Origin of the sequence: Micromonospora sp. NPDC005413, assembly GCF_040606435.1 — a bacterium.
In the GTDB taxonomy this organism is placed as follows: Bacteria; Actinomycetota; Actinomycetes; order Mycobacteriales; family Micromonosporaceae; genus Micromonospora.
Genome location: NZ_JBEXEV010000004.1, coordinates 230,635 through 255,926 on the forward strand (window position 1 = coordinate 230,635; position 25,292 = coordinate 255,926).

30 protein-coding genes, 1 tRNA gene and 1 riboswitch are annotated in these 25,292 nt (G+C 68.0%); of the genes, 16 read left to right on the forward strand and 15 right to left on the reverse strand.

Annotation, left to right across the window (positions count from 1 at the left end):
- Nucleotides 1-29 precede the first annotated feature (29 nt).
- The 3 genes from ABZS37_RS08560 to ABZS37_RS08570 are packed head-to-tail and all read right to left on the reverse strand — an operon-like array spanning nt 30 to nt 2,309.
- A complete protein-coding gene (locus ABZS37_RS08560) occupies nt 30-779 on the reverse strand; it encodes a 5-oxoprolinase subunit PxpA (protein WP_355166898.1) in 750 nt (249 codons plus the stop codon).
- Nucleotides 763-1,611, reverse strand: coding sequence for a biotin-dependent carboxyltransferase family protein (locus ABZS37_RS08565; RefSeq protein ID WP_355167088.1), 849 nt, complete (start codon nt 1,609-1,611; stop codon nt 763-765). Before ABZS37_RS08565 ends, ABZS37_RS08560 begins: the two co-directional genes overlap by 17 nt.
- Before the next feature lie 11 nt (nt 1,612-1,622).
- Nucleotides 1,623-2,309, reverse strand: a complete 687-nt coding sequence (locus tag ABZS37_RS08570; RefSeq protein WP_355166900.1) for an allophanate hydrolase subunit 1 — start codon at nt 2,307-2,309, stop codon at nt 1,623-1,625.
- Between the two features lie 107 nt (nt 2,310-2,416).
- Between ABZS37_RS08570 and ABZS37_RS08575 the strand changes: the two genes are divergently transcribed.
- Nucleotides 2,417-3,094 carry a hemolysin III family protein gene (locus tag ABZS37_RS08575; protein WP_354992895.1) on the forward strand — a complete coding sequence of 226 codons (678 nt, stop codon included), beginning with the start codon at nt 2,417-2,419 and terminating at the stop codon, nt 3,092-3,094.
- Nucleotides 3,095-3,179: 85 nt separating this feature from the next.
- On the opposite strand, the gene ABZS37_RS08580 is transcribed toward ABZS37_RS08575, so the two are convergent.
- The gene (locus ABZS37_RS08580; protein WP_355166902.1) at nt 3,180-3,467 is read right to left on the reverse strand and encodes a DUF6458 family protein; all 288 of its coding nucleotides are present in this window, start codon (nt 3,465-3,467) and stop codon (nt 3,180-3,182) included.
- Between the two features lie 112 nt (nt 3,468-3,579).
- Here ABZS37_RS08580 and ABZS37_RS08585 point away from each other — a divergent pair, with 112 nt between their 5' ends.
- A complete protein-coding gene (locus tag ABZS37_RS08585) occupies nt 3,580-4,119 on the forward strand; it encodes a histidine phosphatase family protein (RefSeq protein ID WP_355166904.1) in 540 nt (179 codons plus the stop codon).
- A 58-nt stretch (nt 4,120-4,177) separates the two neighbouring features.
- Here the strand turns inward: ABZS37_RS08585 and ABZS37_RS08590 are convergent, their stop codons facing one another.
- The 4 genes from ABZS37_RS08590 to ABZS37_RS08605 all read right to left on the reverse strand — a co-directional run bounded on the left by ABZS37_RS08590 (nt 4,178) and on the right by ABZS37_RS08605 (nt 8,693).
- Entirely contained in the window at nt 4,178-4,447 is a 270-nt protein-coding gene (locus ABZS37_RS08590; protein WP_030332052.1) for a DUF6458 family protein, read from the reverse strand.
- Nucleotides 4,448-4,832: 385 nt separating this feature from the next.
- Nucleotides 4,833-6,689 carry an acyl-CoA dehydrogenase gene (locus ABZS37_RS08595; protein ID WP_355167090.1) on the reverse strand — a complete coding sequence of 619 codons (1,857 nt, stop codon included), beginning with the start codon at nt 6,687-6,689 and terminating at the stop codon, nt 4,833-4,835.
- A 130-nt stretch (nt 6,690-6,819) separates the two neighbouring features.
- Entirely contained in the window at nt 6,820-7,944 is a 1,125-nt protein-coding gene (locus ABZS37_RS08600) for a PP2C family protein-serine/threonine phosphatase (protein WP_355167092.1), read from the reverse strand.
- Nucleotides 7,945-8,048: 104 nt separating this feature from the next.
- Nucleotides 8,049-8,693 (reverse strand): septal ring lytic transglycosylase RlpA family protein, encoded by a 645-nt coding sequence (locus tag ABZS37_RS08605; protein ID WP_355166906.1) that lies wholly within the window; start codon nt 8,691-8,693, stop codon nt 8,049-8,051.
- A gap of 187 nt (nt 8,694-8,880) precedes the next feature.
- Between ABZS37_RS08605 and ABZS37_RS08610 the strand changes: the two genes are divergently transcribed.
- From ABZS37_RS08610 to ABZS37_RS08620, 3 genes are read left to right on the forward strand one after another with little or no spacing between them, the layout of a single operon-like run.
- Nucleotides 8,881-9,432, forward strand: a complete 552-nt coding sequence (locus ABZS37_RS08610) for a phosphoribosyltransferase family protein (RefSeq protein ID WP_355166908.1) — start codon at nt 8,881-8,883, stop codon at nt 9,430-9,432.
- Between the two features lie 33 nt (nt 9,433-9,465).
- Nucleotides 9,466-10,524 (forward strand): hypothetical protein, encoded by a 1,059-nt coding sequence (locus tag ABZS37_RS08615; RefSeq protein WP_355166910.1) that lies wholly within the window; start codon nt 9,466-9,468, stop codon nt 10,522-10,524.
- 57 nt (nt 10,525-10,581) lie between these two features.
- The gene (locus tag ABZS37_RS08620; RefSeq protein WP_355166912.1) at nt 10,582-11,013 is read left to right on the forward strand and encodes an ASCH domain-containing protein; all 432 of its coding nucleotides are present in this window, start codon (nt 10,582-10,584) and stop codon (nt 11,011-11,013) included.
- A 52-nt stretch (nt 11,014-11,065) separates the two neighbouring features.
- Here the strand turns inward: ABZS37_RS08620 and ABZS37_RS08625 are convergent, their stop codons facing one another.
- Nucleotides 11,066-11,947, reverse strand: a complete 882-nt coding sequence (locus ABZS37_RS08625) for an LLM class flavin-dependent oxidoreductase (RefSeq protein WP_355166914.1) — start codon at nt 11,945-11,947, stop codon at nt 11,066-11,068.
- A 56-nt stretch (nt 11,948-12,003) separates the two neighbouring features.
- Between ABZS37_RS08625 and ABZS37_RS08630 the strand changes: the two genes are divergently transcribed.
- The 3 genes from ABZS37_RS08630 to ABZS37_RS08640 all read left to right on the forward strand — a co-directional run bounded on the left by ABZS37_RS08630 (nt 12,004) and on the right by ABZS37_RS08640 (nt 13,431).
- Nucleotides 12,004-12,198 (forward strand): hypothetical protein, encoded by a 195-nt coding sequence (locus tag ABZS37_RS08630; RefSeq protein ID WP_355166916.1) that lies wholly within the window; start codon nt 12,004-12,006, stop codon nt 12,196-12,198.
- Between the two features lie 34 nt (nt 12,199-12,232).
- The gene (locus tag ABZS37_RS08635; RefSeq protein WP_355166918.1) at nt 12,233-12,652 is read left to right on the forward strand and encodes a hypothetical protein; all 420 of its coding nucleotides are present in this window, start codon (nt 12,233-12,235) and stop codon (nt 12,650-12,652) included.
- A 77-nt stretch (nt 12,653-12,729) separates the two neighbouring features.
- On the forward strand, nt 12,730-13,431 hold the full coding sequence (locus tag ABZS37_RS08640; RefSeq protein ID WP_355166920.1) for a dihydrofolate reductase family protein: 702 nt from the start codon (nt 12,730-12,732) through the stop codon (nt 13,429-13,431).
- Between the two features lie 19 nt (nt 13,432-13,450).
- On the opposite strand, the gene ABZS37_RS08645 is transcribed toward ABZS37_RS08640, so the two are convergent.
- Nucleotides 13,451-13,792 (reverse strand): VOC family protein, encoded by a 342-nt coding sequence (locus ABZS37_RS08645; protein WP_355166922.1) that lies wholly within the window; start codon nt 13,790-13,792, stop codon nt 13,451-13,453.
- A gap of 187 nt (nt 13,793-13,979) precedes the next feature.
- On the opposite strand from ABZS37_RS08645, the gene ABZS37_RS08650 reads away from it, so the two are divergent.
- The 5 genes from ABZS37_RS08650 to ABZS37_RS08670 all read left to right on the forward strand — a co-directional run bounded on the left by ABZS37_RS08650 (nt 13,980) and on the right by ABZS37_RS08670 (nt 18,943).
- Nucleotides 13,980-14,735, forward strand: a complete 756-nt coding sequence (locus ABZS37_RS08650) for a hypothetical protein (protein WP_355166924.1) — start codon at nt 13,980-13,982, stop codon at nt 14,733-14,735.
- Nucleotides 14,732-15,121: a transcriptional regulator gene (locus ABZS37_RS08655; RefSeq protein WP_355166926.1), complete on the forward strand. Its 390-nt coding sequence runs from the start codon at nt 14,732-14,734 to the stop codon at nt 15,119-15,121. The genes ABZS37_RS08650 and ABZS37_RS08655 overlap by 4 nt, the downstream gene beginning before the upstream one ends.
- A 649-nt stretch (nt 15,122-15,770) precedes the next feature.
- On the forward strand, nt 15,771-17,510 hold the full coding sequence (locus ABZS37_RS08660; protein WP_355166928.1) for an AIPR family protein: 1,740 nt from the start codon (nt 15,771-15,773) through the stop codon (nt 17,508-17,510).
- Nucleotides 17,511-17,765: 255 nt separating this feature from the next.
- Nucleotides 17,766-18,419, forward strand: a complete 654-nt coding sequence (locus tag ABZS37_RS08665) for a hypothetical protein (protein WP_355166930.1) — start codon at nt 17,766-17,768, stop codon at nt 18,417-18,419.
- Between the two features lie 167 nt (nt 18,420-18,586).
- A complete protein-coding gene (locus ABZS37_RS08670; RefSeq protein ID WP_355166932.1) occupies nt 18,587-18,943 on the forward strand; it encodes a hypothetical protein in 357 nt (118 codons plus the stop codon).
- A 126-nt stretch (nt 18,944-19,069) separates the two neighbouring features.
- On the opposite strand, the gene ABZS37_RS08675 is transcribed toward ABZS37_RS08670, so the two are convergent.
- Nucleotides 19,070-19,417, reverse strand: a complete 348-nt coding sequence (locus ABZS37_RS08675) for a hypothetical protein (protein ID WP_355166934.1) — start codon at nt 19,415-19,417, stop codon at nt 19,070-19,072.
- Nucleotides 19,418-19,772: 355 nt separating this feature from the next.
- Between ABZS37_RS08675 and ABZS37_RS08680 the strand changes: the two genes are divergently transcribed.
- Nucleotides 19,773-20,912 carry a tyrosine-type recombinase/integrase gene (locus tag ABZS37_RS08680; protein WP_355166936.1) on the forward strand — a complete coding sequence of 380 codons (1,140 nt, stop codon included), beginning with the start codon at nt 19,773-19,775 and terminating at the stop codon, nt 20,910-20,912.
- Here the strand turns inward: ABZS37_RS08680 and ABZS37_RS08685 are convergent.
- Nucleotides 20,909-21,121 carry an e9imm peptide gene (locus ABZS37_RS08685; protein WP_355166938.1) on the reverse strand — a complete coding sequence of 71 codons (213 nt, stop codon included), beginning with the start codon at nt 21,119-21,121 and terminating at the stop codon, nt 20,909-20,911. The genes ABZS37_RS08680 and ABZS37_RS08685 overlap by 4 nt on opposite strands.
- Nucleotides 21,122-21,241: 120 nt before the next feature.
- Nucleotides 21,242-21,315 (reverse strand) — tRNA-Gly (locus tag ABZS37_RS08690).
- A gap of 214 nt (nt 21,316-21,529) precedes the next feature.
- On the opposite strand from ABZS37_RS08690, the gene ABZS37_RS08695 reads away from it, so the two are divergent.
- Nucleotides 21,530-22,513, forward strand: a complete 984-nt coding sequence (locus ABZS37_RS08695; RefSeq protein WP_355166940.1) for a zinc metalloprotease — start codon at nt 21,530-21,532, stop codon at nt 22,511-22,513.
- 78 nt (nt 22,514-22,591) lie between these two features.
- Here ABZS37_RS08695 and ABZS37_RS08700 read toward each other — a convergent pair whose 3' ends face one another.
- The gene (locus ABZS37_RS08700) at nt 22,592-23,149 is read right to left on the reverse strand and encodes a pyridoxamine 5'-phosphate oxidase family protein (protein WP_355166942.1); all 558 of its coding nucleotides are present in this window, start codon (nt 23,147-23,149) and stop codon (nt 22,592-22,594) included.
- A 77-nt stretch (nt 23,150-23,226) separates the two neighbouring features.
- Here ABZS37_RS08700 and dcd point away from each other — a divergent pair, with 77 nt between their 5' ends.
- The gene (dcd, locus tag ABZS37_RS08705) at nt 23,227-23,805 is read left to right on the forward strand and encodes a dCTP deaminase (RefSeq protein WP_355166944.1); all 579 of its coding nucleotides are present in this window, start codon (nt 23,227-23,229) and stop codon (nt 23,803-23,805) included.
- Between the two features lie 67 nt (nt 23,806-23,872).
- Here the strand turns inward: dcd and ABZS37_RS08710 are convergent, their stop codons facing one another.
- The gene (locus tag ABZS37_RS08710; protein WP_355166946.1) at nt 23,873-24,913 is read right to left on the reverse strand and encodes an NlpC/P60 family protein; all 1,041 of its coding nucleotides are present in this window, start codon (nt 24,911-24,913) and stop codon (nt 23,873-23,875) included.
- A 12-nt stretch (nt 24,914-24,925) separates the two neighbouring features.
- A riboswitch (cyclic di-AMP (ydaO/yuaA leader) is annotated at nt 24,926-25,062 on the reverse strand.
- Nucleotides 25,063-25,292 lie beyond the last annotated feature (230 nt).

The following is a 25,292-nucleotide window of genomic DNA, read 5'->3' on the forward strand; positions in this document are numbered from 1 at the left end:
GGCCCCTGCGCGACAGGGGACCCCACCGGTCAGGCGAACGGGGCCAGGGGGATGTCGGCGTCGATCAGGGTGGCGCGGACGAGTTCGGCGGCGGACACCGCGCCGGGGGTGTCGCCGTGCAGGCAGATCGAGTCGACCGAACAGGGGATGACGGTGCCGTCCACCGCCACCACGCTGCGTTCGGTGGCCATCCGCACCGCCCGTTCGGCCACCTCTTCCGGATCGGTGATCACCGCGCCGGGAGTGCCGCGTGGCACCAGCGCCCCGTTGGGCAGGTACGCGCGGTCGGCGAAGGCCTCGGCGACGACCGGCAGGCCCGCGCCGACGGCCAGTTGAGCGAGCGTCGAGCCGGGCAGACAGAGTATCGGCAGCTCGGGGTCGTAGCCGGTGACCGCGGCGACCACCGCCGCCGCTTGGGATTCGTCGGTGCTGGCCGCGTGGTAGAGCGCGCCGTGCGGCTTGAGGTAGCGGACCCGGGTGCCGAACAGCCGGCAGAACGCGTTCAGCGCCCCCAACTGGTAGGTCACCTCGTCGCGTAGCTCGGCGAAGTCGTACGCGATGCGCCGCCGACCGAAGCCGGCGAGATCCCGGTAGCCGACCTGCGCGCCCACCGCGACCCCGCGCTGCGCCGCGCCCTCACAGACCCGCCGCATGGTGGACGGGTCGCCGCCGTGGAAGCCACAGGCGACGTTGGCGGAGGTGACGAGGCTCAGCAGCGCCTCGTCGTCGCCGAGTCGCCAGATGCCGAATCCCTCGCCCAGGTCAGCGTTGAGGTCCATGGAATCTGACGGTAGTCCCTGGCCGGGCCTGCGCGAGCGGGGTCACGTCGGTGACCACCCCGATGACGGGGTATCCGCCGGTGGTCGGATGGTCCGCGAGGAAGATCAGGGGTTGTCCGTCCGCCGGCACCTGCACCGCGCCGAGCACGATGCCCTCGCTGGGAAGCTCGCCGGCGACCGCGCGGGGCAGCGCCGCACCGGCAAGGCGCGCGCCGACCCGGTTGCTCACCGGGCTGACGGTGTACGCGGTCCCGAACAGCCGGTCGAGTGCGGCCGGGGTGAACCAGTCGTCGCGAGGGCCCGGGCGCAGCATCAGGTGCACCTCCGGCGGGGGCGCGGAGCAGACGGTCAGGTCCACCGGTGCGGGTGCGCCGAGCGGCTCACCGAGCGGCAGCCGGTCGCCGTCGCGCAGCGGAGGCGGGCCGAGCCCGGAGAGGGTGTCGGTGGCGCGACTGCCGAGCACCGGTGACACGTGGATGCCGCCCGCCACGGCCACCCAGCTCCGTACGCCCTGTCGGGCGGGGCCGATCCGCAGCACCGTCCCGGCCGGCACGGTGAGCGGGCGCCCGGTGTCGCCGGGCCGATCGCCGGCGTGGACGGTCACCTCGGCGCCGGTGACCGCCACCGTGGTGGCCCGGGTCAGCCGCAGGGTGCAGCCGGTCAGGGTGATCTCCAGGGCGGCGGCGTGCTCCGGGTTGCCGACCAGCCGGTTGGCCAGCCGCAGAGCCGCCGGGTCGAGGGCGCCGGACCGGGGTACGCCCAGGTGCGCCCAGCCGGGGCGACCCAGATCCTGCACGGTGGTGAGCGCGCCGGCGCGGAGCACCTCGATCATGGCCGGGTGGATCACGCTGCCGCCATCCGCACCGAGGTGCCCGGACCGAGGCGGGCCGGCGGGTCGGCGTGCACGTCGAAGAGGACCAGATCGGTCCGGCCGACCAGCAGCCAGCCGCCGGGGGACGCGCTCGGGTAGATGCCGGCGTACGGGCCGGCCAGGGCGACCGAGCCGGCCGGCACCCGGGGGCGGGGTGTGGCCAGCCGGGGCAGCGCCAGCTCGGCGGGCAGCCCGGTCAGGTAGGGGAACCCGGGGGCGAAGCCGCAGAACGCGACCCGGAACGGGGTGTCGGTCAGCCGCCGCAGCACGGCTGGTACATCCACGCCCCAGTGCTCGGCGACCGCCGGCAGGTCCGGTCCGTCGAAGTCGACCGGGACGACCACCTCCGTACCGACCGCCCGGCCCATGCCACCGTGACCGTCGCCACCGCATTCGTCACTGCCGTCACAGGGACGGTCGCTGGCGCTGGCGGCCGTCGAGACCGTTGGTGCCCAGCGTCGGAGAAGGGTGGCCGTGGCGGTCGGGTCGGGCAGGCCGTCGAGCAGGACGGTGCTGGCCGCCGGCACGATCTCGACGGCGATCAGCTCGCCCTGCTCGCGGCGCCGCCACAGCTCGGCCCGCCACGCCTCGACCAGGGCGGCGTCGGGGACGGCACAGTCGAGCAGCAGGGCGTGCGCCCCGACGGGTCGGATCCGCATCCGCTCATCCTCGCCGATGTCGTGTCGATGCGGTGTTCACGGCGACGGTGCCTGGCGTCACCAGTACGACTACTTGCAAGTAACCTACGGTGCCGTAACCTAATGACGTGACCACCTCCGCCCCGCTTCGACTGAAGCCGGTCGACATCGGTAAGCCCCGGATGCGCGGCTGGCTGCACACGTACGCCTTCTTCGTCGCCTTGGTCAGCGGCATCGTGCTCTGCTCGATCGCCGCCACCCGACCGGGGTGGGCGCCGCTGGTGAGCTGCGTCATCTACAGCCTGACCGTCTGCGGACTCTTCGGCACCAGCGCGCTGTACCACCGTCGCGTGTGGTCCGAGCGCGGCTACCAGATCATGCGCCGGATGGATCACTCGATGATCTTCGTGTTCATCGCCGGCACGTACACGCCGTTGTGCGTCATGCTGCTCGAACCTCGACCGGCCACCGTGATGCTGGCTCTGGTCTGGGGTGGAGCGCTGGCCGGCGTGGCGCTCAAGTTGGTCTGGCCGCACGCGCCACGCTGGGTTTCCGCGCCGCTCTACCTTGCGCTCGGCTGGGTGGCGGTGGCCATGCTGCCGGACATCCTGCACGGCGGCGGCGTCACGGCGCTGGTGCTGCTGATCGTTGGCGGCGCGATCTACAGCGTCGGCGCGATCTTCTACGCGCTGCGTCGGCCCAACCCGTGGCCGACCGTCTTCGGTCATCACGAGTTCTTCCACGCCTGCACGCTGCTGGCCGCGCTCTGCCACCACATCGCGATCTACCTCGCGCTGTTCGCCTGAGCCAGCGGGCGGGGCACGAGCGCGAGGGGCACATGCGAGCCGGGGCCCCGCGACGCTGCGGGACCCCGGAGTATGCGAGCGAGGATCAGACCTGCCGGCCCGGCCGACGCACCTCGCGGTACTCCTGGACGACCCGGTCGTCCTGGACCGGCACCACCCGGTCCGCCACCACGCGCTCCTCGCGTACCGGAGCGGCGACCACCGTGCGGCGGCGGCTGTTCCAGAAGTAGAGAGTGGCGATCAGGCCGGCGACGCCGGCCAGCATCAGCACCCAGCCGACGACGGCCAGGTTCAACCAGCCCAGGTCGGCCTCCACGGCGAATGCGAGGATCGCGCCCAGCGCGATCAAGAAAATGCTGCCACCAATGCCCATGTCTCGCTCCTCGGCTCTAACCTGGCGTACGGCGCGCCGCGGCCGTCGGTAGGGGTGCGGCACCCATCGACTTACCCCGGCACGGAGATCGCCAATCGGGCAAGCTGAGGGCATGACGGACGCCGCCCCTGAGACACGGACACTGGTGTTGCTACGGCACGCGAAGGCCGAGCAGGGCAGCGACGCGGCGGACGATGCCGACCGGCCGCTCAGTGGGCGCGGGGATGCTGACGCCGCAGCGGCCGGGGCCTGGCTGGCGCACCAGGGGTTACTGCCCGACGTGGTGATCTGCTCAACGGCCAGACGTGCCCGGCAGACCTGGCACGGGGTCGCGATGGGGATGACCGGTTCGCCGCCGGAGGGTGGTCCGAGCGGTCCCCGCCCGACCGTCCGCTACGAGCCCGGCGCGTACGACGCCCACCCCGAGGAGTTGTTGGCGCTGGTCCGCACGGTCGACCCGGCGGCCCGCACGGCGCTACTGATTGCGCACAATCCGGGCATATCCCTGCTCTCCGCGCTCCTCGATCCGGAGGGGGCAGACGAGGAGGGGTTGCGCACCGCCGAACTGGTGGTGCACCGTGGCCCGCTCGGCTGGGCAGAGCTGGGTCGCGCGGGAGCGCCGATCACGGCACGGCACACCGCACGCGACTGAGCCACCCGCCGATCCAACGACGGGTGGCTCAGGGGTACGCGCTCACGTCGTGCGCGGCTCAGGACGGCGGCGCGGTTGGTGGCGGCGGGTCTGGCGGCGGCGGCATCATCGCCGTCGGGTGAGACAGCCGGTTCTCCTCCACGATGAGGGTCCGGGCCCGCTTGCGCCGGTCCTGCCAGAACCAGAGCGTGGTCAGCAGTACGGCCAGCCCGGCCAGGATGAACACCCAGCCGACCGCTCGCACGTCGATCCACCAGACGTTGGCTCTCAGCGCGAAGGTCAGGATCGCGCCGATCGCGATGAGAAAAATGCCGCTTCCTACACCCATGTGCGCTGCACTCCCCCGTGCGGTGGCTCTGGGCGTTCCCTTTCGAGGTCACGCGACGGTTACCCGCCACGCCTCCGGCATACCCGACCGGGCTCGCCCAATACGTGCCAGCCCGCGCAGCCCGACGCCTCCGGTGCCAGGAGGCTGACCACCCCTCCGCCCCCTTTGCTCTGCTTCAACCCACGCAACGGTTCTGCGCCCTGACTGTTGCCTCGGTTGAAGCAGAGCAAAGGGGAAGAACGAGGCCGCCGGGGTCGGCCGACCCGTTTCGGGGATGGGCGTCCACCCGGAGACGGCGACGGCCGGCGGGGCTCGTAGCCCCACCGGCCGTCGGTGTCGGTGCCGGGCGGTGCGACCCGGAACCGTCAGTCGTGCCGTGGCACGGTCAGAAGGCCTCCTCCGGGAGGTCCATGATGTCGAGGTCGGTGCCCTCGATGATCCGCCGGTCGGCGCCGATGCGGGGCAGGACCTCGCGGGCGAAGAACCGGGCGGCGGCCACCTTGCCGGTGTAGAACGCCTTGTCGGCGGCGGAGACCTCGCCGGTCAGTGCCTTGAGCGCGACGTCGGCCTGCTTCTGGAGCAGCCAACCGACCACCAGGTCGCCGATCGCCAGCAGGAAGCGCCGGCTGCTCAGCCCGACCTTGTAGAGCGCGCGGGTCTCGCCACCCTGCGCCTCGCCCAGCCAGCCGGTCATGACACCGAGGATGTTCTGGACCTCGGCGAGTGCCTTGCCGAGCGCCTGCCGCTCCTCCTTGAGCTGGCCGTTGCCCGCCTCGGAGGAGATGAACTCCTGAATCTCGCCGGCGACCGCCATCAGGGCCTTGCCGTTGTCCCGGACGATCTTGCGGAAGATCAGGTCCAGGCTCTGGATGGCGGTGGTGCCCTCGTACAGGGTGTCGATCTTGGCGTCGCGGACGTACTGCTCCAGCGGGTAGTCCTGGAGGAACCCGGAGCCGCCGAAGGTCTGCAGGGCCTCGTGCCCGAGCATCTCGTACGCTCGCTCCGAGCCGACGCCCTTGACCAGCGGCAGCAGCAGGTCGTTGACCCGCTTGGCCAGCTTGGTGGCCTTCTCGTCACCGGCGGCCTCGGCGATGGCGACCTTGTCCTGCCAGGTGGCGGTGTAGAGAACCAGGGCACGAAGACCCTCGGCGTACGACTTCTGCAGCAGCAGCGAGCGGCGCACGTCCGGGTGGTGGGTGATGGTGACCCGCGGCGCGGTCTTGTCCGTCTGCTGGACCAGGTCGGCGCCCTGCACCCGGTTCTTCGCGTACTCCAGGGCGTTGAGGTAGCCGGTGGACAGAGTCGCGATCGCCTTGGTGCCGACCAGCATCCGGGCGTACTCGATGATCATGAACATCTGCCGGATGCCGTCGTGCTTCTCGCCCAGCAGCCAGCCCGTGGCCGGTACGCCGTGCTCGCCGAAGGTCAGCTCACAGGTGTTGGAGACCTTCAGGCCCATCTTGTGCTCGACGTTGGTGGTGTAGACGCCGTTGCGCTCGCCCAGCTCGCCGGTGGTCTCGTCGAAGTGGAACTTCGGCACCACGAAGAGCGACAGGCCCTTGGTGCCGGGGCCACCGACGCCCTCCACGCCCACCGGGCGCGCCAGCACGTAGTGCACGATGTTGTCGCTGAGGTCGTGCTCACCGGAGGTGATGAAGCGCTTCACGCCCTCGATGTGCCACGAGCCGTCCGGTTGCTGGATGGCGCGGGCGCGGCCGGCGCCGACGTCCGAGCCGGCGTCCGGCTCGGTGAGCACCATGGTGGAGCCCCACTGCTTGTCGATGAAGAGCTTGGCCCACCGCTTCTGCCGCTCGGTGCCCTCGACCTCCAGCACGTGCGCGAAGGACGGGCCGGAGGCGTACATCCAGATGGGGGCGTTCGAGCCGAGCACCAGCTCGGCGAGGGCCCACCAGAGGGCACGCGGCGCGGTGGTGCCGCCCAGGTGCGGCGGCAGGTCCAGGCGCCAGAACTCAGAGTCCATGAATGCCTGGTAGGACTTCTTGAACGACGCCGGCAGCGGCGCGGTGTGCGTGACCGGGTCGAACACCGGCGGGTTGCGGTCACCGTCCGTGTAGCTGGAGGCCAGGTCCTCGCGAGCGAGGCGGTCGAGCTCGACGAGGAAGCTGCGGGCGGTGTCGACGTCTAGTTCCGAGTACGGTTCCTGGCCGAACGCCTGGTCCGCCCCGAAGACCTCGAACAGGTTGAACTCAAGGTCCCGCAGGTTGCTCTTGTAGTGGGTCATGCTCACTGGCCCCGCTTCCGGACAGGTGTTACCGATCAGTAACCCCCACCCTATTACTCGCCGGTAGCCACCGACAAGCGGATCGCCCAAGTGACAGCGATTACACACCTGGCGTGCTGCGGGGCCGGGATCAGCTCTCGGCCGCGCCGACCTCCCAGCTCGGGACGGCCGCCGCCGCGCCGGTACGGGCGCCGACGTACTCCATCAGGACCAGCGCGATGTCGTCGTCGAGCCGGCCGTGCACCCACTCGACCAGGGCCGTCTCCAGCGAGGCCAACCCGTCGGCGACCGTACCGTGGCCGAGCAGCCGCCAGGCCCGATCGGCGGTGGGGAAGAACTCGCCGTCCCGCCGGGCCTCGCCGAGGCCGTCGGTGAACAGCAGCAGCCGGTCGCCGGGCTCCAGGCGTTCGACGCGGGGGCGAACCACCGGCATGAACCCGAGCGGGGGCGCCGGTGCCGGCGGCTCCAACGGGATCACCGCACCTCGGCGCAGCAGCAGCGGCGGCGGATGCCCGCAGTTGACGATGGTGAGCGTCCCGCCGCGCTCCTCCACCAGAGCCGCGGTCACGAAGTCCTCGTCGCCGACATTGCGGGCCACCGCACGGTCCAGGTCGGCGACGACGGCGCGCAGGTCGGCCCGCTCGTACGCCACATGCCGGTAGGAGCCGAGGACGATGCTGGCCAGCCGGACCGCGTCCAGACCCTTGCCACGCACATCACCGATGATCATGCGTACGCCGTAGGGCGTGTCGATCGCCTCGTACAGGTCACCGCCGATCTCAGCCGTCGCCGTGGAGGAGATGTAGCGACCCGCGACCGCGAGCGTCCCGACCTGCGGCCCGAGCGGACGCAGCACCGCCTGCTGGGCCACCGAGGCGAGCTTGGTCAGCTCGACGATCCGCTCCGCCTGCCGCTGCCGGACCCACGCCACCGCGACCGCCAACCCGGTGGCGAGCGCGACCGCGACCACGTTGACCGAGGTGACCAGCGACATCTTCGGCTCGACCAGGGCGAAGCCGACCCCGATCAGGGTCGCCGCGACGCCCACCCCGAGCACCACCAGCCAGGACGCCAGAGCGGCGGCCAGGAATGGTACGGCCGCCAGGAGCGCGAGGTAGTGCGCCGGGCGGCCGTCCGCAGCCTCGACCGCCGACACGATCGCGAGCAGAACGATGGCCGCGCCGAGGCCGGCGCGGGATCCGGGGCTCAGCGGGCGATGGCCCGGCTGGAGGAGTCGCGTGGATACGAGGGACAGTTTGCCTGATCCGCGTGAACCGGTGAATGAACCTGACCCGTCGTCCGAGGAGGTTCTGTCCGGCCGGCCCGGTTGACCGGCCGAATCGGCGTCACCCGCCCCGGTCAGCCGAGGACCTCGTACCGGACGTTGAGCGCGCCCACGTCGACCGAGGCGATGGTGGCGAACGCGGCCCGGGACAGGTCCAGGCAGCGCCCGTCGATGAACGGGCCGCGGTCGTTGATCCGCACCACGACCGACTTGCCGTTGGCCGGGTTGGTCACCCGGACCTTCGTGTTGAACGGAAGCGTCTTGTGCGCGGCGGTCAGCGCGCTCGGGTTGAACGACTCGCCGTTGGCGGTGAGCTGCCCCTCGGAGTAGAACGAGGCGCCGCACGAGCCGCTGTCCAGCACCTTCGGTGCCGCTGTGGTCTTCTTCGCGGTCGGGCTCGGCTTCGGCGACGCGGTGCGGGCCTTGGCCCGGGAGGCGGCCTGCTGCGACCGGCTGGCCGACGGGCTGGCCGTCACGGTCGGCGAGGCGCTGGCACTCGCGGAGGCGCTCGGGGAGGCGACCGGGGAGCTGGGGGCGAGGCTGCTGGCGGCGGTGGTCGGGGTGAGTTCGAGAGTCGCCTGCCCCGACTCGGCGGAGCCGGAGGTCAGCTGCACGGCACCGAACGTGCCACCGACGACGAGGGCGACGCCGACGGCCGCGGTGGCCACGATGCCCGCCGGAGAGGAGAAGATGCGGGTACGGGAGTGCTTACCAACCACCAGCTCGGTCCTATCGTCGACTGAACAAACCGGGTCGGACCGTAACGAGAGAAGCACTTCCGAAGTCAACGTGATCATTGTGTTATGCCCGTATTTGCACTGGTACGTGTAGCCGATCATCCGATCCCGGGTGGGCCGGCCGGCCCAGCTGCCGACACGTCGACCGCGCGTGCCGCAGGATGGGCGGATGCCCGCTGAGCTGACCGACCGTCTGGCCGCCCTGTTCCAGTGGATCGACCCCGGCCCGGGCACCAGTCACCTGGTCAGCGACATCTCCGGTTGGTGGCGGGACCCGACCGTGCTGGCCGAGCTGGGACCGGCCCTGGTGGCGCCGTACCGGGCCGCCCGGCCGACGGTGGTGCTCGCCCCAGCGGTCACCGGGCTGCTGCTCGGGCCGCTGGCCGCCACCGCCCTCGGGGTCGGCTTCGTGGCCGCCCACAAACCGGGCGACGGAAGGCTGCCGGCCGGGCCGCTCACCTGGGCACAGAGCCCGCCGGACTACCGGGGCCGGCAGGTCGACCTGGCCGTACGGGACCGACACCTCGGCCCCGGCGACCGGGTGCTGGTGGTGGACGACTGGGTGCGCACCGGCGCGCAACTGCACGCCCTCTACGACATCTGCGCCGCACGCGATGCCGAGGTGCTGGGCACCGCCGTGGTAGCCGTCGACTGCCCACCCGAGGTCGCGGCCGACCTACGGATCACCGGCCTGATCAACGCCAGAGACCTGCCGACTTGACCTGAACCGAGGTTCACCTCCGACGATCGATGCATGAGTGACGAAATTCTCGACGAGGCGTACGAGCGACTGCACCGCACCGGCCCCGAATTCGAGGGCTGGCTCTCGAACCACGGGCCGATGGCCGTCGAGGCGCTGGCCCGACACGGGCACCAGCAGCGGGTGCACCGCTGGCTCGACGACTACCTCGGCCGGCTCGACGAGCTGCCCCGAGGGTTACACCCGATCGACGACTGGCGGGGAGCGCTCGGCGATCCGAAGCGGGCCGGTGACTGGCTGGCCTACTTCGACCGACAACTGCGCGAACGCCCGTGGCGCGACGTGCTCGGCACCTGGTGGCCACGGCTACTGCCCGGCATCGCCGCCGGGGCCACCCACGGTGTGATCCGGGTCGGGCACGCCGTACGCGCGCTCGGCTCGGACGAGGTGAACCCGCAGCGGCTCACCGAGTTGGGCCAGGCCCTCGGCTACTGGGCGGCCCGCTGGCAGCCGGTCCCCGGCGCCGCCCGGCTGCTCGACGGCAGCACCGTCGACGAGTGGGACGGGCCGAACACGGACGGGACCGAGGTTGATGTCGCGCTGGCCGGGCTGCCCCGGATCGACGACCAGACCGGGGGCGTTCGGGATCGGCTGGGCCAACTACCGGGCGTACCCCGATGGGAGCCGGCGCTCGCGGCGCTGCGCCCCGCGCGCAGCCCGGCCGAGGCGAGGCGCGGGCTCACCACGTTGGTGCACCGGGCCGGGCTGGACTACCTGCGCTTCGGGCACGCGGCGCCGGTCATGTTGGTGCACGCGGTGACCGCACCGACCGCGGTGCTGCGTACCCTGCCGGCACTTGATCGGGCGCTCTGGGCGCCGAGCCTCGCCGCCGCCTGGTCCGCGACGGCGGCCATGACCTCGGTGTACGCCCCAGCCAACGGCATCGCGCCACCGACCGTGGCCGCCGCGACCCCGGCGGAGGTCTTCGCCCGCGCGGCCCGGCACGGCGACGAGCACGTGGTCAAGCTCGCCGACGCGGTGCTCGACGCGCACGCCGCCACCGGTGACGAACGGCTGCTCGCCGCCGCCGGCTATGCCGGCCAGTTGATCTGAGCGGAGCCCGGCGAATTGCGGCGGCGGTACGGGCCGCGCTGGCCTAGCCTCGGCAGGATGTGGCCTCGGATCGGCGAACTGCGCGCCCTCGCCCTCGGCACCCCCGGCGAGCTACGGGCGACCCTGAACACCCTGGTGCTGGCCGGCGTGAAGACCGCGACGGCCGGCCGGCTCGGCGAGTACGAGGAAGAGGGCGAGGAGTTGGAACACGTCGGCGAACGGCTCGCCCTGGTCGACGACGACGATGCACTGGCCGGCGTCGTGGAGATCACCGGCGTCGAGGTGGTCCGCTTCGCCGACGTGTCGTGGGACTTCGCCCGCACCGAAGGTGAGGGTGACCGCTCGATCGAGGAGTGGCGGGCCGGGCACTCCGCCTACTGGGCGCGGCTCGGCACCCCCGTCGACGACGACACCCCGATCGTGTGCCTCCGACTGCGACTGGTCTCCGGCGGCGAGGGCGGCGTGGCCAGCGGCGACCTGGGCACCTGATCCGGTTGGCTGGGCTTTCCGACGGTGGCCGCCTGCCGTTGGCGCCGCCGCCTCAGCCGCGCAGGCCCGGCAGCAGCCGGGTTGCCACGTCCGTCAGGACGGCCTCGTCGCCGGCATACCAGCTGCTGGCGCGCGGCCAGTGCGTCACCACGTCGGTGAAGCCCAGCTCGGCGGCCCGGCCGACCTGATCGGCGAAGAACTGCGCGCTGCTGAGCGAGAACACCGGGGCCGCGTCCAACGAGAGGTAGCGGTCCAGGGTGGACGGATCACGGCCCGCCTCGTCCAGGGTCCGGTCCATCCGCGCGGACAGCGCCGACACGCTGTCCCACCAGGCCTCCAGGTCGTTGTCGTCGCCGGTGCCGGTGGTCACCCAGCCCTGACCGAAGCGGGCCACCAGTCGCATCGATCGTGGCCCGTTGGCGGCCACCACGAACGGAACCCGGGGCTGCTGCACGCAGCCGGGGTTGTTGCGGGCGTCCACCGCGGCGAACCAGTCGCCGCGCCAGGTGGTGCCGTCCTCCCGCAGGATCAGATCGAGCAACTCGATGAACTCGGCGAACCGGTCGACACGCTGGCGCGGCGGCAGCGTGTCGCCGCCCAGCACCGCCGAGTCGAAGCCGATGCCGCCCGCACCCAGGCCGAGTAGCAGTCGGCCGTCCGAGACGTCGTCCACCGTGGTGATCTGCCGGGCGAACGCGGCCGGGTGCCGGAAGTTCGGCGACGCCACCAGCGTGCCCAGCCTGATCCTGGAGGTCACCGTGGCGGCGGCGGTCAGCGTGGTCATCGAGTCGAACCACGGGCCGTCGACCAGGTCCCGCCAGCCCAGGTGGTCGTACGTCCAGGCGTGGTCGAAGCCCCACTCGTCGACCTGCCGCCAGCGGCGCTGCGACTCCGCCCAACGCTGGTCCGGCAGGATCACGATGCCAATTCGCATGATCGCCAGCCTAGCCGGGCGCACCACCGGTGCCGAGTTTTCGCTACCGTTCCGCCATGGACCTACGGTCGCAGCGGGTCGACACGGTACGAGCGTTCGGCACCGTGTCGCTGGTGGCCGGCTTCATGACCTCGCTGCTCACCCTGTCGTCCGGCTACGCCGGGCTCAAGCCGCACATCCTTGCCGCCTTCCTCATCCTGACCGGCCTCGGTCTGCGGATCGAGGCGGCGATCGTCGACCGTAAGTCGTAGATCCACCGCGCCTGCCGGCCCGTACGCTGCGGGAATGTCGACCGATCCAACCGCTCCCCGCGTACCCCTGGATCGTCGGATGCGCACGGTCCTCGCGGCGGCGATGGTGCTCGCGGTGGTCGTTCCCTCCTTCATCCTCCGTGAGCTGATCGAGACCCGGTTCGGCCGCGGGCCGATGGCCGACTTCAGCGCGATCGCCCTGCCGGTGGCGGCGACCGTGTGGCTCGCGCCGTACGCCTCCTATCGACGACGCGATGCCCTGCTCTGGCTGGTCGGCCCGGGCATCTACGTCTTCGCGGTGATTGCCTGGCGGCTGACCATCGCGCCCTACCGGGACTGGAGGCCCCGCCCGGAGGAGGTGCCCCGCATGCGCTGGCTACGCGATCCCGAGCGCACCGGGACGTGGTACCTGGCCGAGCCAGAAGGTGACATGCGTCACACCCTCTCCCGGTAGGGGGTTCCCGTTCGGCTCCGACCCATCGGTGAGCGGCACCCAGGCGGGGTGTCGCCCGATGAGAGGACCAGGGCGAGATGACGAAGGTGACTGCACAACTGTCGGTGTCGATGGACGGGTTCTACGCCGGCCCCCGGTTCAGCGGCGACGGCAACTGGAGGGACTCGGCCGAGAGCGCCGGATTCTTCCGGGTCACCCGCTGGGCGACCGAAGCAATGGCATGGCGCGAACGGCTGGGCTTCTCCGGTGGGGAGCAGGACACCAACTCCGAGGTGGTCGCCGAGTCCTTCGGCGCGGCCGGCGCGTACGTGATGGGCCGGCGGATGGCCGACGGCGGTGAAATCCCCTGGGGCGAGGTGCCGCCGTTCCGCGCGCCGGTCTTCGTCGTCACGAACCGCCCGCGCCAGCCCCTGCTGCGCGGAGGTGGCACCAGCTTCACCTACGTCACCGATGGCGTGGCCAGCGCCGTCGAGCAGGCGCGCGCCGTGGCCGGCGGCAAGAACGTCGCCGTGGCCGGGGGCGGCAGCCTGGTACGGCAGGTGCTCAAGGCCGGCCTGCTCGACGAGTTGGAGCTGCACGTCGTACCGGTCGTGCTCGGCACCGGTCTCCGGCTGTTCGACGCGGACCTCGACCTCGGCGAGAAGGAGGCAATCGAGCTGACGCCGACCCGCGTCCTCCACACACCGCAGGTCACCCACATCCGGTACGAGGTGCGCGGTCGCGCTCCGCTCGTGCTCGACGATCGTGGCAGCGGTGGCGGCCCGACGGTGACCAAGTGAACGTCGGAGGCGGCCGCGTCTACAGCCGTGACAGCACCAGCACCCGATTGCCATCGGGGTCCGTGACCCGGGCGGACCGCTCACCCCACGGCTGGTCGACCGGCTCCTCGGTGACCATCGCGCCGCCCACGCGTAGTGCGTCCACGGCCGCGTCGCAGTCGTCGGCGTAGACACACAACTCCCAACGGCGTGAGAGGGCAGGGTCGCCGGCATCCGGGTCGGCGGCCAGGCCGAGTTCGCTGTTGCCCAGTCGCAGTGCGACGAACTCCGGGTCGCCGTCGTCGGGGAACCGGTAGGTCAGTTCGAAGCCGACCACATCTCGATAGAACGTGATCAGTCGTGGCAGGTCGGGTGTCGTCACGATCGGAAACGCTTCGGTGAACACGGACCACCTCCGAGCCGGACATTAGCCGGTGCCGAGACTCAGCAGGAACAACCGCGGTCGATCCAGGCGGCTGTCATCGTCTCGCTGAAACTCTTGCGCAGAATGATTTGCGATGCAAACCTATTGGTAGTGCAGCAACATTCGACGCAGCCTGGAGGTCACCGTGTCGGAGCAACCGAACACCGCGCCGTACCGCAAGGACACCCCGGGCGAACTCCTTGCGTCGGTGGCCGCCCTCCGACGGCGCACCCGGGCCGTCCGCCACGCCTACTGGTTGCCGCTCCTGGTGTTCGGTCTCCTCATGGCGATGGCCGCACCCCTGTACGTCGAGTCGATCGAATCGCCAACCTTGCGTGCCACGCAGGAAAATCCCGCTCTGACCGGCCTCGGCGGGGATTTCCTTGAACGCTCGGCAGCCCTTGGCTGGTACTGGCTGGTGGCGCTCATCGGCGGCTACCTGCTCAGCCTCTGGTGGTATCGGTGGCATGGTGTGCGGATGGGTGTGCAGACAGCGACCCGGGCGTACGTCATTGCGGGCATCGTGGGCACCCTGGTCGGGCTCGTGCTGCCGATCGTGCTGCGATTCCTGCTGCTCAACACGGCGACGGCGATTTCGACCGGAACCAGTTGGGCGACCACACCGCTGTTGGGCATCTCCAATCGCGGCATGCTTCCGCATCTGGTCATCGCGGTAGGTCTGGTGGTCCTGGCCCGACTGGAACGCAGTCGCGGCCTGACGGCCGTGGTCGTCTGCTACGTCGTCGCGGTCGTCCTCGTAAACGTCTACTTCCACACCACGGACTTTGAACCGGGCGACTTGAACCGCTTCAGCTTCCTGCTGGCGGCCCTGCTGCCAGCACCGATCCTGCTCGTCGGTGGCACCGTCGCCCTCCTCACCACGGGCAAGAGGTCGGCGTGAGCGGTGAGAATGACACCAACCCCTCGGCCGCCGGCCCTGGCAACGGCGGACACCCGACGAACGGCCTCAGCGACACCGTCCACCAGCGCAACCGGCTCGGCATCCTCACCATCGCCGCGGAGGCCGAACGGGTAGAGGTCGCCTACCTCCGCGACGCACTCGAACTCACCGCCGGCAATCTCTCCCGACACCTCGCCGTGCTGGAGGAGGCGGACCTGATCCAGATCGAGAGGGGCTACCACGGCCGCAGACCCAAGACCTGGATCAGGATCACCGAGCAAGGGCAGGCGGCACTGGCCGCCGAGATCAGCGCACTGCGGGAACTCCTCCGACGCCACCAACAGGTTGGTAACGGATCCCGGCGAATGCCCGGTAGAGACGCCTGACGTTTCGCTGTTAGCGTCGCGGCCATGCCTCAGGAACGAGCAGGACCGCGTCGTTCGAGTGCCATCTTCAACAGTCGAGCAGCGGTCCTGGTCATGATCACAATTGAGGCTCTGTTCATCGGCTACCTCGTGATTCAGGCCTTCCGGTCCGATGGCTGGCGCCCGCCCATGTACGCAGTGGGCGCCATCGGTCTGGCCATGGTCGTTGGTGCCGTCGGCTGGAGTCGCCTCCGCCGTCGGCCATGACGTGACAGCGCGCTCCCGCCCCACGTGTGCAGCGCGACAACGTCAAAGGCCCCGGCTCGGATTCGCATCCTGACCAGGGCCTTCGTGGTGGAGCGGGTGACGGGAATCGAACCCGCACTGTCAGCTTGGGAACCGTACAAGATCCCCGGTTCGTTCCCTCCGGCCGCAGGTCGGAGCGGTACCAAGTGGCCTGGAGGGACCTCCCATGTCCTGCCCTGATGGCCCGTGAATGGCCCACACAAACCCTTGGGTAGGGGCCTTGCTCGACCTCCCGGGCTAGGGCCCGACGTTCAAGACTAGATGCGGGAGCGTCGCGACCGGCGAGAACATGCATGAGCCACGGGGTGCCGGCTATCGGGTAGCTGGACCGTTAGGCTGACATTCCACGTGAGAGGGGGCAGGTATGGACCGGATCACTAAGTCATACCTCAATGTGTTCCAGGCGGAACAGTCTTTGCCCGACATGTCGGAGTCCGACCTGTTCGAACACTTTGCATCCTTCTGTGCCGTATCAGACTGCTACGACGAAGAGTTTGACATCGCGGACGTAGTCATTGGTGAAGAAGACGATCTCGGTATTGACGGTATCGCAATTATCGTCAATGGAATTATTGCCACATCCGTCGACGAAGCTAACGACTTGATTGGCGCCTCACCCATCTTGGATGTCGGCTTCATCTTCACCCAAGCAAAGACGACCAGCGGCTTCAGCGCTGAGCAAATCATGACCTTCCTTGACGGTGTCGAGGAGTTCTTCGAAGAAGTTCCCTCGCTTGCTATGTCGCCGGAATTAGTCGCCGCTCACGAGATTATGACGGCCATTTATAGCTACAGCATAAAGTTCCGCCGGCAGAAGCCGACATGTCGCATGTTCTACGTAACCACTGGAACGTGGGCCAACGATGCGCACATCCTTGGGAAGGTAAGCAAACGCCTGCAAAGACTACGCGATTCCGGGCTCTTCAGTGAGGTGGAGTTCGTCCCGATGGGCGCAAACGAATTGCACGAGAGCTACCAGCGTAGTAAGAACAGCGTCACGGCGGAGTTTACTTTCTCGAACAAGGTGACCCTTCCTGATATTCAAGGTGTAGACGAGGCATACCTCGGCATCCTCCCGGTGAGCGAATTTCTCCCGTTGATCACCGACCACGCCGGGGGTATCAGAAAGTCCCTTTTCTATGACAACATTCGCGACTTCCAAGGTTACGGTGCCGTCAACGACGAGATTCGTACCACTCTTCAAGACGGCGGGGCACAACAACGATTCCCAATTCTCAATAACGGCGTCACTGTTGTAGCGAGGGGCCTGCGTGCAACCGGAAACAAGTTTGTTGTATCGGACTATCAGATTGTAAACGGTTGTCAGACCAGTCATGTGCTGTTTGATGAGTCCGGAAACCTGAAGTCCGACCTGCATGTGCCCTTGCGCCTGATTGCCACGACCGATGACGACATTATTAACTCGGTTATTACCGCCACTAACCGCCAGACTCAAGTAACAACGGAAGATCTCTACGCCTTGAGCAGTTTCCAAAAGAGGCTAGAGGCGCTATTCGAGTCCTATCCCGACAAAAAGAAGCTGCACTACGAGCGACGCTCGAAGCAATACAATGCGGTAAGCGGAATTGAGAAGGTGCGGATCATCACCAAGCCGCAACAGATTCGTGCCTTCGCTGCCATGTTCAATGATGAGCCACATCGAGCAAGCCGCTACTATTCAGATCTGCGCAGCGCCGTCGGCCGAAGCATCTTCAATGAGCAACACAAGCTAGATCCGTACTATACGTCTGCCTTCGCGTACTACAAGCTGGAGTTCTTCTTTCGGAATGGCTCGCTACCCGTTTACTACAAGCCTGCCCGCTATCAGCTTTTGATGGCATTCAAGTACATTGTTGCCGGAAAAGAGGTGCCGGCTCTTACTGCCAATAAAGTAGAAGGCTATTGCAACAAGATCTGTGAAACGTTGTGGTCCGACTCGGCGGCACTTAAGTCATTCAGGCAGTCTATCGAGATTGTGGACGCGGTGATTGAGGGCCCTTTGACAAGAGATTCGGTAAAGGTACAGGCGTTTACAGATGCCGTAAAATCTAAGCTAGGAGTCGGCGGGGTACGACTGGTGAAGGATCACCCGCGCTCCGCGTAGACCAGTCCGGCGCAGTTACGGTATTGGCGGTCGGACGCAAGGTGAAGTTGACCTGCTGACGTCGACGAGTCGACCGCCTGAGGCGAGCTAACGGCCCGCCGGCCGTTCGACACTCCCCCAAATACGCCGAAGCCTTAGCGGGACCATCGGTCCCTACGAAGGTCAGTGCAGCTTGCGTGCTCGTTGCGTGACACGACGGCTCATACTGGGGCATCCAGGCAACCCTGCCGAGTCCAACAAGGGAGCCCGCCCGGTATGGCCGCTCAAGGTGTAAATCCGTACTTGATTAGCATAATAGCTGTTGGTGGTACGTTATTTGGCGCGCTGGTCGCTGGAGGATTTCAGTACCTCACGAGCAAGAGACAACTGCGCTGGCAGGCGAGAGAAGCCGAGTTGAAACGCTTAACGGAGCTGGAGAAGTGGGCTCATGTCGCCCTTGAGGACAGGAACAAAGTGCTGTGGTCCGAACGTAGGGGCGCATATACGCGGCTGATCGAGGCCGCCGACGAGTGGATGGACGCGAATCGGGATCTCGCCGGCACGAGACTGCCGAAGGTGCAAGTCGGAAGCGCTAGCGAAGCGTCCGCCGCTTCTCCGCATGTTGCCGCGTACATGACTGCGAGTCGAAAGTTCAGAACAGCTCTGCGTGATCTAGAGCTGTTTGGTCACGAGACCGTAGTCAAGCTAACCCGCGAGCTTAACGTGTGCTTGATTTCCTCTTCAAAAGCTGCGCTTGACGGGCAGAATCGGCGAGAAGAATCGGAGAGGTCAAAGGCTCGCCTCCTGTCAGCAATGAGGTTCCATATGATCGAAGTTCACATGCCGGAGCAGCGCAACCCCTCTGGCTCGGCCGGGAAAGACGAAGCTAACGATGGAAACGGCTCGCGATTGGACGGTGAGATGTGGTAATCAGCAGATCGGATCAACTCGGACTTATTGCCTTCTCGAACGGGAAATGCTATTACCCTGGGTGCGAAGAGCCCATCGTTCGACTTATCGATGGCACGCCTGCGCTTAACGCAAACATTGCCCACATATCAGGAGTTACTCCCGAGTCTCCGCGCTTCTCCGCCTCCATGTCAACCAAGGAGGCCAATTCATTCTCAAACCTAATTTTGCTATGCCTTGCTCACCATGCAGTCGTCGATCGCCTTGCCAGTGACCGCTACACCGCAGATTTGTTGCGCTCATGGAAAGAGGAGCGCGAAGCGCCTCTCAGTTGGACGCCCCCTGAGCGGATTTTGGAGCCGGAACCGTCGGACGGTTTGCGGGAGGCGGCCGAAAGGCATTTGCAGGACTTACTCTCCGAGTCGTACGAATCTACTAATTGCCGAATCGATGACGCGTTGACGGAATTTGAGAAACTTAACGCCGAGGCGGCGGATGCCCTCCGCGCCCTTTTCCGGAGTTTTCCGAATCCAAGCAACGAGTGACGGTGCTTCCGCCCGCGACCGACCTGCCAGGGGACAGCTACCCACTAGCTGTCTCCCGTTGTTTCCGCAGTTCAGCACCTCTCGGGGGACAGCGGGGACACGGGGGACAGCGGGGACACCAGGAGGTTACGGCTGCGCATCCGCCCTTTCCGCGAGCGACTTCAGCTCTGGTGATGCCGCACGTCCGGCGACCAGGATCAGTTCGCGGATCGCCTTCCGGGCGGCAACATGAGTGTGGATGAGTTCCGGTGCCAACTTCTCGGCTTCGAGCAAGTGCGCCAACGCCTCGCCGCCCTGCCTCCGCTGCGCATAGGCACGGCCGAGATCCATCGCTAGTCGCGCACGGCGTTCCGTCGACAACCGTTCGGCGTTGATCCGTTCTCCGATGTCGATGGCCTCTCCTGCATCGCCAAGTTCAACCGCGATTGACACTGCCTGAATGTCGACGTTGGTTCGCCCGAATTCGAGATTCAAGTCATTCCGGTCGACACCAAGCTGTGCGGCTACCTGCCGGGCATGCTCTATCTCCCGCCGGGCGTCTGCCCGATTTCCTGCCCGTGCGTGAACCAGTGCCAACGCTAGGTGTAGCGAGCCCAGAACGGACAACGCCTCCGGATGTGCGGTAGTTCCGCTTAGGTGCCGACGTAGAGCAATTACCGCCGTTGCCGCCGCGTGCTCAGCCCGTTGCCGAGCGACAGATCGCGTTCCATCGCCTCGGCCGGTCGATCCGAATCGACCCCGCCGACCTGGCCGCATTCGTCCACGCCGGACGAGTCGAGCCCATGACCGCAGAGACCGTCTGGCGCGGATTGAGGAGTGTCGCCTGATCATGGCCAACCAAAAGGGACACCGCCGATTCGGCAACATCCGTAAGCGCGAGTCCGGCCGCTACCAGGCTCGCTACCCCGGCCCGGACGGACGGATGCGCTCCGCCCCGCAGACGTTCGCCCGCAAGCCCGAGGCCGAAAAGTACCTGTCGCTGATCGAGGCCCAGATGATGCGGGGCGAGTGGATCGACCCTGAACGCGGCAAGATCCGGCTACGCGACTACGCCGAGCGGTGGATCACCGAGCGGCCGAACCTGCGGCCCCGGACCGTGCACCTGTACCGCTGGACCCTCGGCAGACACATCACGCCGCACCTCGGCGACATGCCGCTCAACCGGATCGACACGCCTATGGTCCGCGAGTGGCGGGCGCGACTGCTGGCCGAGGGCGTGTCGGTGACCATGACCGCCAAGGCGTACCGGCTGCTACGCGCGGTCCTGATGACCGCCGTCAAGGAGGACGAACTGATCAGGATCAACCCGTGCCGCGTCGTCGGTGCCGACCAGGAGAAGTCCGCAGAGCGGCCGGTTCTCACCGTTCCGCAGATCTTCGCGCTGGCCGAGCGGATGCCGGAGCGCTTCCGAGCGCTGATCCTGGTCACCACGTTCGGGTGCCTGCGGTGGGGCGAGGCGGTCGCCCTGCGACACTGCGACATCGACTTAGCGGCCGGCACGGTGCGGGTGCGACAGGCGTTCGTCGAGCACCGGGGTACCGGCCTGATCCTCGGCCCGCCGAAGTCGCGGGCGGGCGTGCGAACCGTTGCCCTGCCCAAAGCGGCCCTGCCTGTGCTGAAACAGCACATGAGCGGCCACGTCGGCGAGGCACCCGAGGCGTTCGTGTTCACCGGCGAGAGCGGCCAAAACCTCTGGCGCGGCAACTTCAACAAGCTGGTCAAGTGGCCCGAGGCAGTCGCCGCCGTTGGTGTGCCCGGCCTGCACTTCCACGAGCTGCGACACACCGGCAACACGCTCGCGTCGCGGGCACCGGGCGCGAGCCTGCGCGACATCATGGCTCGGATGGGGCACGACAGCCCGCGTGCCGCGCTGATCTACCAGCACGCCAACCGGGAGGCCGACCAGGGCATCGCCGACGCGATCGACAAGGCGGTCAAGGCTGCCCGGCGCAAGCCCAGCAAGCGTTAGCCAGAGCCCATCTCGAATGGCCGATAGGCAAGGGCGCGGTCTACTACGTCGACCGCCGAGAGCGGCTCATCGGGCCAAAATATGAGGTCACTGATGTGCGGGCAGACCAACTCACGTTCGAGACGGTCCAGCCAGCCGTTTGCCTCGTCGTCGGTGTAGTCGCCCTCCATGAGCCGCTGCACAACGACGATCACTTCGTCACGTTCCACCCTCAACTCCGCCCCACGCGGGTGCCTAATGGCCCGCTAATGGCCCATCCCTGTTTCAGCACGACCTAGAACTACGGAAGCCCTGGCGGGACCATTGGTCCTGACCAGGGCTTCCGTGTGTGGAGCGGGTGACGGGAATCGAACCCGCACTGTCAGCTTGGGAAGCTGATGTTCTGCCATTGAACTACACCCGCAAGCGGCACCACTGTACCCGAGTCACCGAGCCCGTGCACCCAGGTACCCCCGCGCGACGGCCGCCCTGCCGGCCCGGCCTCCCCCGAGGAAAGAAGTTTCCCGGCGGCAACATATAGCCGTTCTCAAATTGATCGATGAGTTGTAACGTCTGCCTCACGTTTCCAGCCACGGCGTGACACACCCCCTGCCACGCCGCCAGAAAGAGGTGGGCCCATGGGACTCCGTCCCAACCTGCTGACCCGGCGTGCCGCCGGTGTCGCGTCGACGACCCTCGCGCTGCTGCTCAGCACCGCTGCGGTGGGCGTCGTTCCGGCCGCTTCGGCCTTCTCGGCGGCGCCCGGCGGCGCCTGCGTGGAGCCCGCCGACAGCCACGCCAACGCCCGGGCGAAGCCCGGTGCCGCAGCCAAGCACGACCCGAACGAGCTGACCGCCACGCAGGTCCGCCAGCGGGAAGCCGACCTGGCGGCGGCGCTGCGCGAGCGCGCCAGCTTCCGCACGGGTGCCGGCGCGATGGCGCTGGCCACCGTCACCATCCCGGTGGTGGTGCACGTGATCCAGGAGAACAGCACCCGGGCCGGCGGCAACATCCCGGACTCGCTGATCACCTCGCAGATCAGTGTGCTCAACCAGGCGTACGCCGGGGGCACCGGCGGCGCGGTCACCGCGTTCGCCTTCCGGCTCGACAAGATCAACCGGGTGACGAACCCGTCGTGGTACCCGATCGTGCAGGGCTCGTCGGCGGAGCGGTCGATGAAGTCCTCGCTGCGGGTGGGCGGCAAGAACACGCTCAACATCTACCTCGGCGAGCTGAGCAACGACCTGCTGGGCTGGGCAACCTTCCCGCAGCGGAACCTGAACACCATGGACGGCGTGGTCGCGCTGAACGAGTCCCTGCCGGGCGGCACCGCGACCAACTACAACCAGGGCGACACCGGCACTCACGAGGTGGGGCACTGGCTGAACCTGTACCACACCTTCCAGGGTGGTTGCGGTGGCTCGGGTGACAGCGTCAGTGACACCCCGGCCGAGGCGTCGCCCGCGTACCAGTGCCCGACCGGGCGGAACACCTGCTCGGCGACCGGGCTGGACCCGATCACCAACTTCATGGACTACACCTACGACTCGTGCATGTACCAGTTCACCCCGGGGCAGGCGACCCGCATGCTGACCGCGTGGAACGCGTACCGCGCGGCGTAACTCTTCCGCGTACACCCGGTGCCGGCTCCGTCGTGACGGAGTCGGCACCGGCGTCTCCGCCTCAGGGTCCGGCCGTGGTCAGGCGGCCGTGTACTGGACGTCGCGGTTGAGACGGGTCGGGCGCGTCTGCGGTACGACGAGCGGCGCGGCCGCCGCCGACGGGGCGTGCGGGTCGAGCCAGACCCGAACGGCCGGCCGACCCGGCGCGAGACCCGGAATGCCCGCGGTGTGCTGCTCGCGGCGGGTCAGCATCGCCACGTCGACGGTGAACTCGAACAGCCGCCAGTCGACCTGCGGCTCCGCACGGGCGCCCTGCGCCAACCGTGCCACCCGCGTCGGGTCGGTCACCGGATGGGCGCGCCCCGCCACGTACGCCTCGTCGTCGCTCTCCTCCGGAGGGAACGAGTGCAGCGCGTAACGGCCGTCCCGTTCGAGGTCACGGCGCTTCGGAGAGTCGATGACGAAGCAGAAGAGGCCCTCGTCGGTGATGACCGGGGAGACCGGATGGACCCGGGGCCCACCGTCGGCGCGGACCGTGGCCAGATAGCCGAAGCCCGGCCCGTACTGCTGAAGGAGAACGCGGATCCCGTCGGCGAGTCGGGGCTCGTCGGCGGCGAAGTCGGACCAGGAAGCCATGTGGGCATTCTATCGAACAAATGTACGAAGAGCGACCTCGACACGCTGGTCACCGCCTACCTCGCTATGGTGGTCCGATGCTGCTCTCCGACCGCGACCTGGTCTCCGAGATCAAGGCCGGCACGCTGGGCCTGGAGCCGTTCGAGCCCACCCTGGTCCAACCGTCCAGCATCGACGTGAGACTCGACCGACTGTTCCGGGTCTTCAACAACCACCTTTACACCCACATCGATCCGGCGATGCAGCAGGACGACCTGACCTCAGCGGTCGAGGTGCCCAACGGCGAGCCGTTCGTGCTGCACCCGGGGGAGTTCGTGCTCGCCTCGACGCTGGAGGTCATCTCGCTGGGCGACCAGCTCGCCGGCCGGCTGGAAGGAAAGAGCTCACTGGGCCGGCTCGGGCTGCTCACGCACTCCACCGCCGGCTTCATCGACCCGGGTTTCTCCGGTCACGTGACGCTGGAGCTCTCCAATGTGGCGAACCTGCCGATCACCCTCTGGCCGGGCATGAAGATCGGGCAGCTCTGCATCTTCCGGCTCTCCTCGCCGGCCGAGCACCCGTACGGCTCGGCGGTCTACGGTTCGCGCTACCAGGGCCAACGTGGGCCGACGCCGAGCCGCGCCTGGCAGAACTGGCGCGCCTGGCCCACCCGCTGATCCCTGAACGCACGACGAGGGCCCGCCGCGAACGGATCGCGACGGGCCCTCATGCGTCGGGAATGGGTCAGCCTGGGCGGCCGTAGCTGTGGATCGGGCCGTCGTCGACCTTCTTCATCTTGACCGGTTGACCAGCCTGCGAGGCGTGCACCACCCAGCCACCGCCGACGTACATGCCGACGTGGTGGATGTCGCTGTAGTAGAAGACCAGGTCGCCGGGGCGCAGGTTGGCCTTGCTGACGTCCTTGGTGACGCGGCTCTGCGCGGCGGCGTTGTGCGGCAGCGACACGCCAGCCTTGGCCCAGGCGGCCAGCATCAGCCCGGAGCAGTCGTACGAGTTCGGGCCCTCGGCGCCCCACACGTAGGGCTTGCCGATCTGGGCGCAGGCGAACTTGACGGCCGTGCCCGCGGCGCCGCCGGGGTAGCTGCCAGGGCAGGGCGCCGGGCGCAGCGAACCGCCGCCACCGTTGCCATACACCTTGAGGCGCAGCTTCTGCAGCCGGTCGATCTCCTCGTTGATCTGCTTCTTCTTCGCCGCCAACTGAGCTTCGGTGCGGGTCAGCTGGGCCACCATCTCGTCCAGCGGCGCCTTCTGCTGGGCCAGCTCGTCGCGCAGGTCCGCGACCTGCCGCACGTCCTGCTGCTGGTTGTGCGCGAACCGGTCGAGCATCTCCAGCTGGCCGACCACCTCGCTGGGTGACCGGCTGCCCAACATCGCGTTGACGGTGGAGACGTTCTCGCCCTTGTACGCACGGACGGCGATGGCGCTGACCTTGTCCATCGCCGCGTCGACCTCGCGCTCCAGCGGGGCGATCCGGGCGGCCAGCGCGTCGGCCTGCTTGCGCTTGGCAGCCAGGTCGGTTCGGGTGGCGTTGTGCCGTTCGATGATCGGTTCGAGCTTGTTCCAGTCGGCGTCGATCTGGCGCTCGATCTCGGCGACGGACGGGTCCGCGTGGGCCGCCGTGGCGCTGCCGGTCAGGACGACGGCGACGCCGGCCAGTGCGGCGAGGGCCGTGGTGAAGCGGGACCAGCGTGGGCGCGGCACGATCGACGTCGGGCCGGCTGACGCCGACCGCTCGGACGACGGCCGCGGGGCATGGAGTGCCACCGGGTTCCGTACTCCTTCTTCCTGACCGCCTACCGGGTTAGCTGACGGGTTCGGGCGGGAAGTTGGCGCCCTACCGCAATGGCTGCGGATTCACCCCGGGAGAACCTGGGTCCCCGGTTCGCTCGGAAGCGACTCGGCGGTGTCGGTCCGTTACCGCCCGGGCTGGGCGGACCTGCTATCGGGCCGACAAATGACCAGAGTAGAGACGGCTGTTACCGATCCGCAACCCGTGCGGCCGTGACACTCCGTACCGATCCGAAAGGGTCACCGACCGTGTGTGAAGATTTTTTTCCAAATACCTCGATACATGGAAAGGTATTGACGCAGACTCCCGGGCGGCGCGAAGGTGACCTCACCTTCACTCGCAACATCTAGGGGG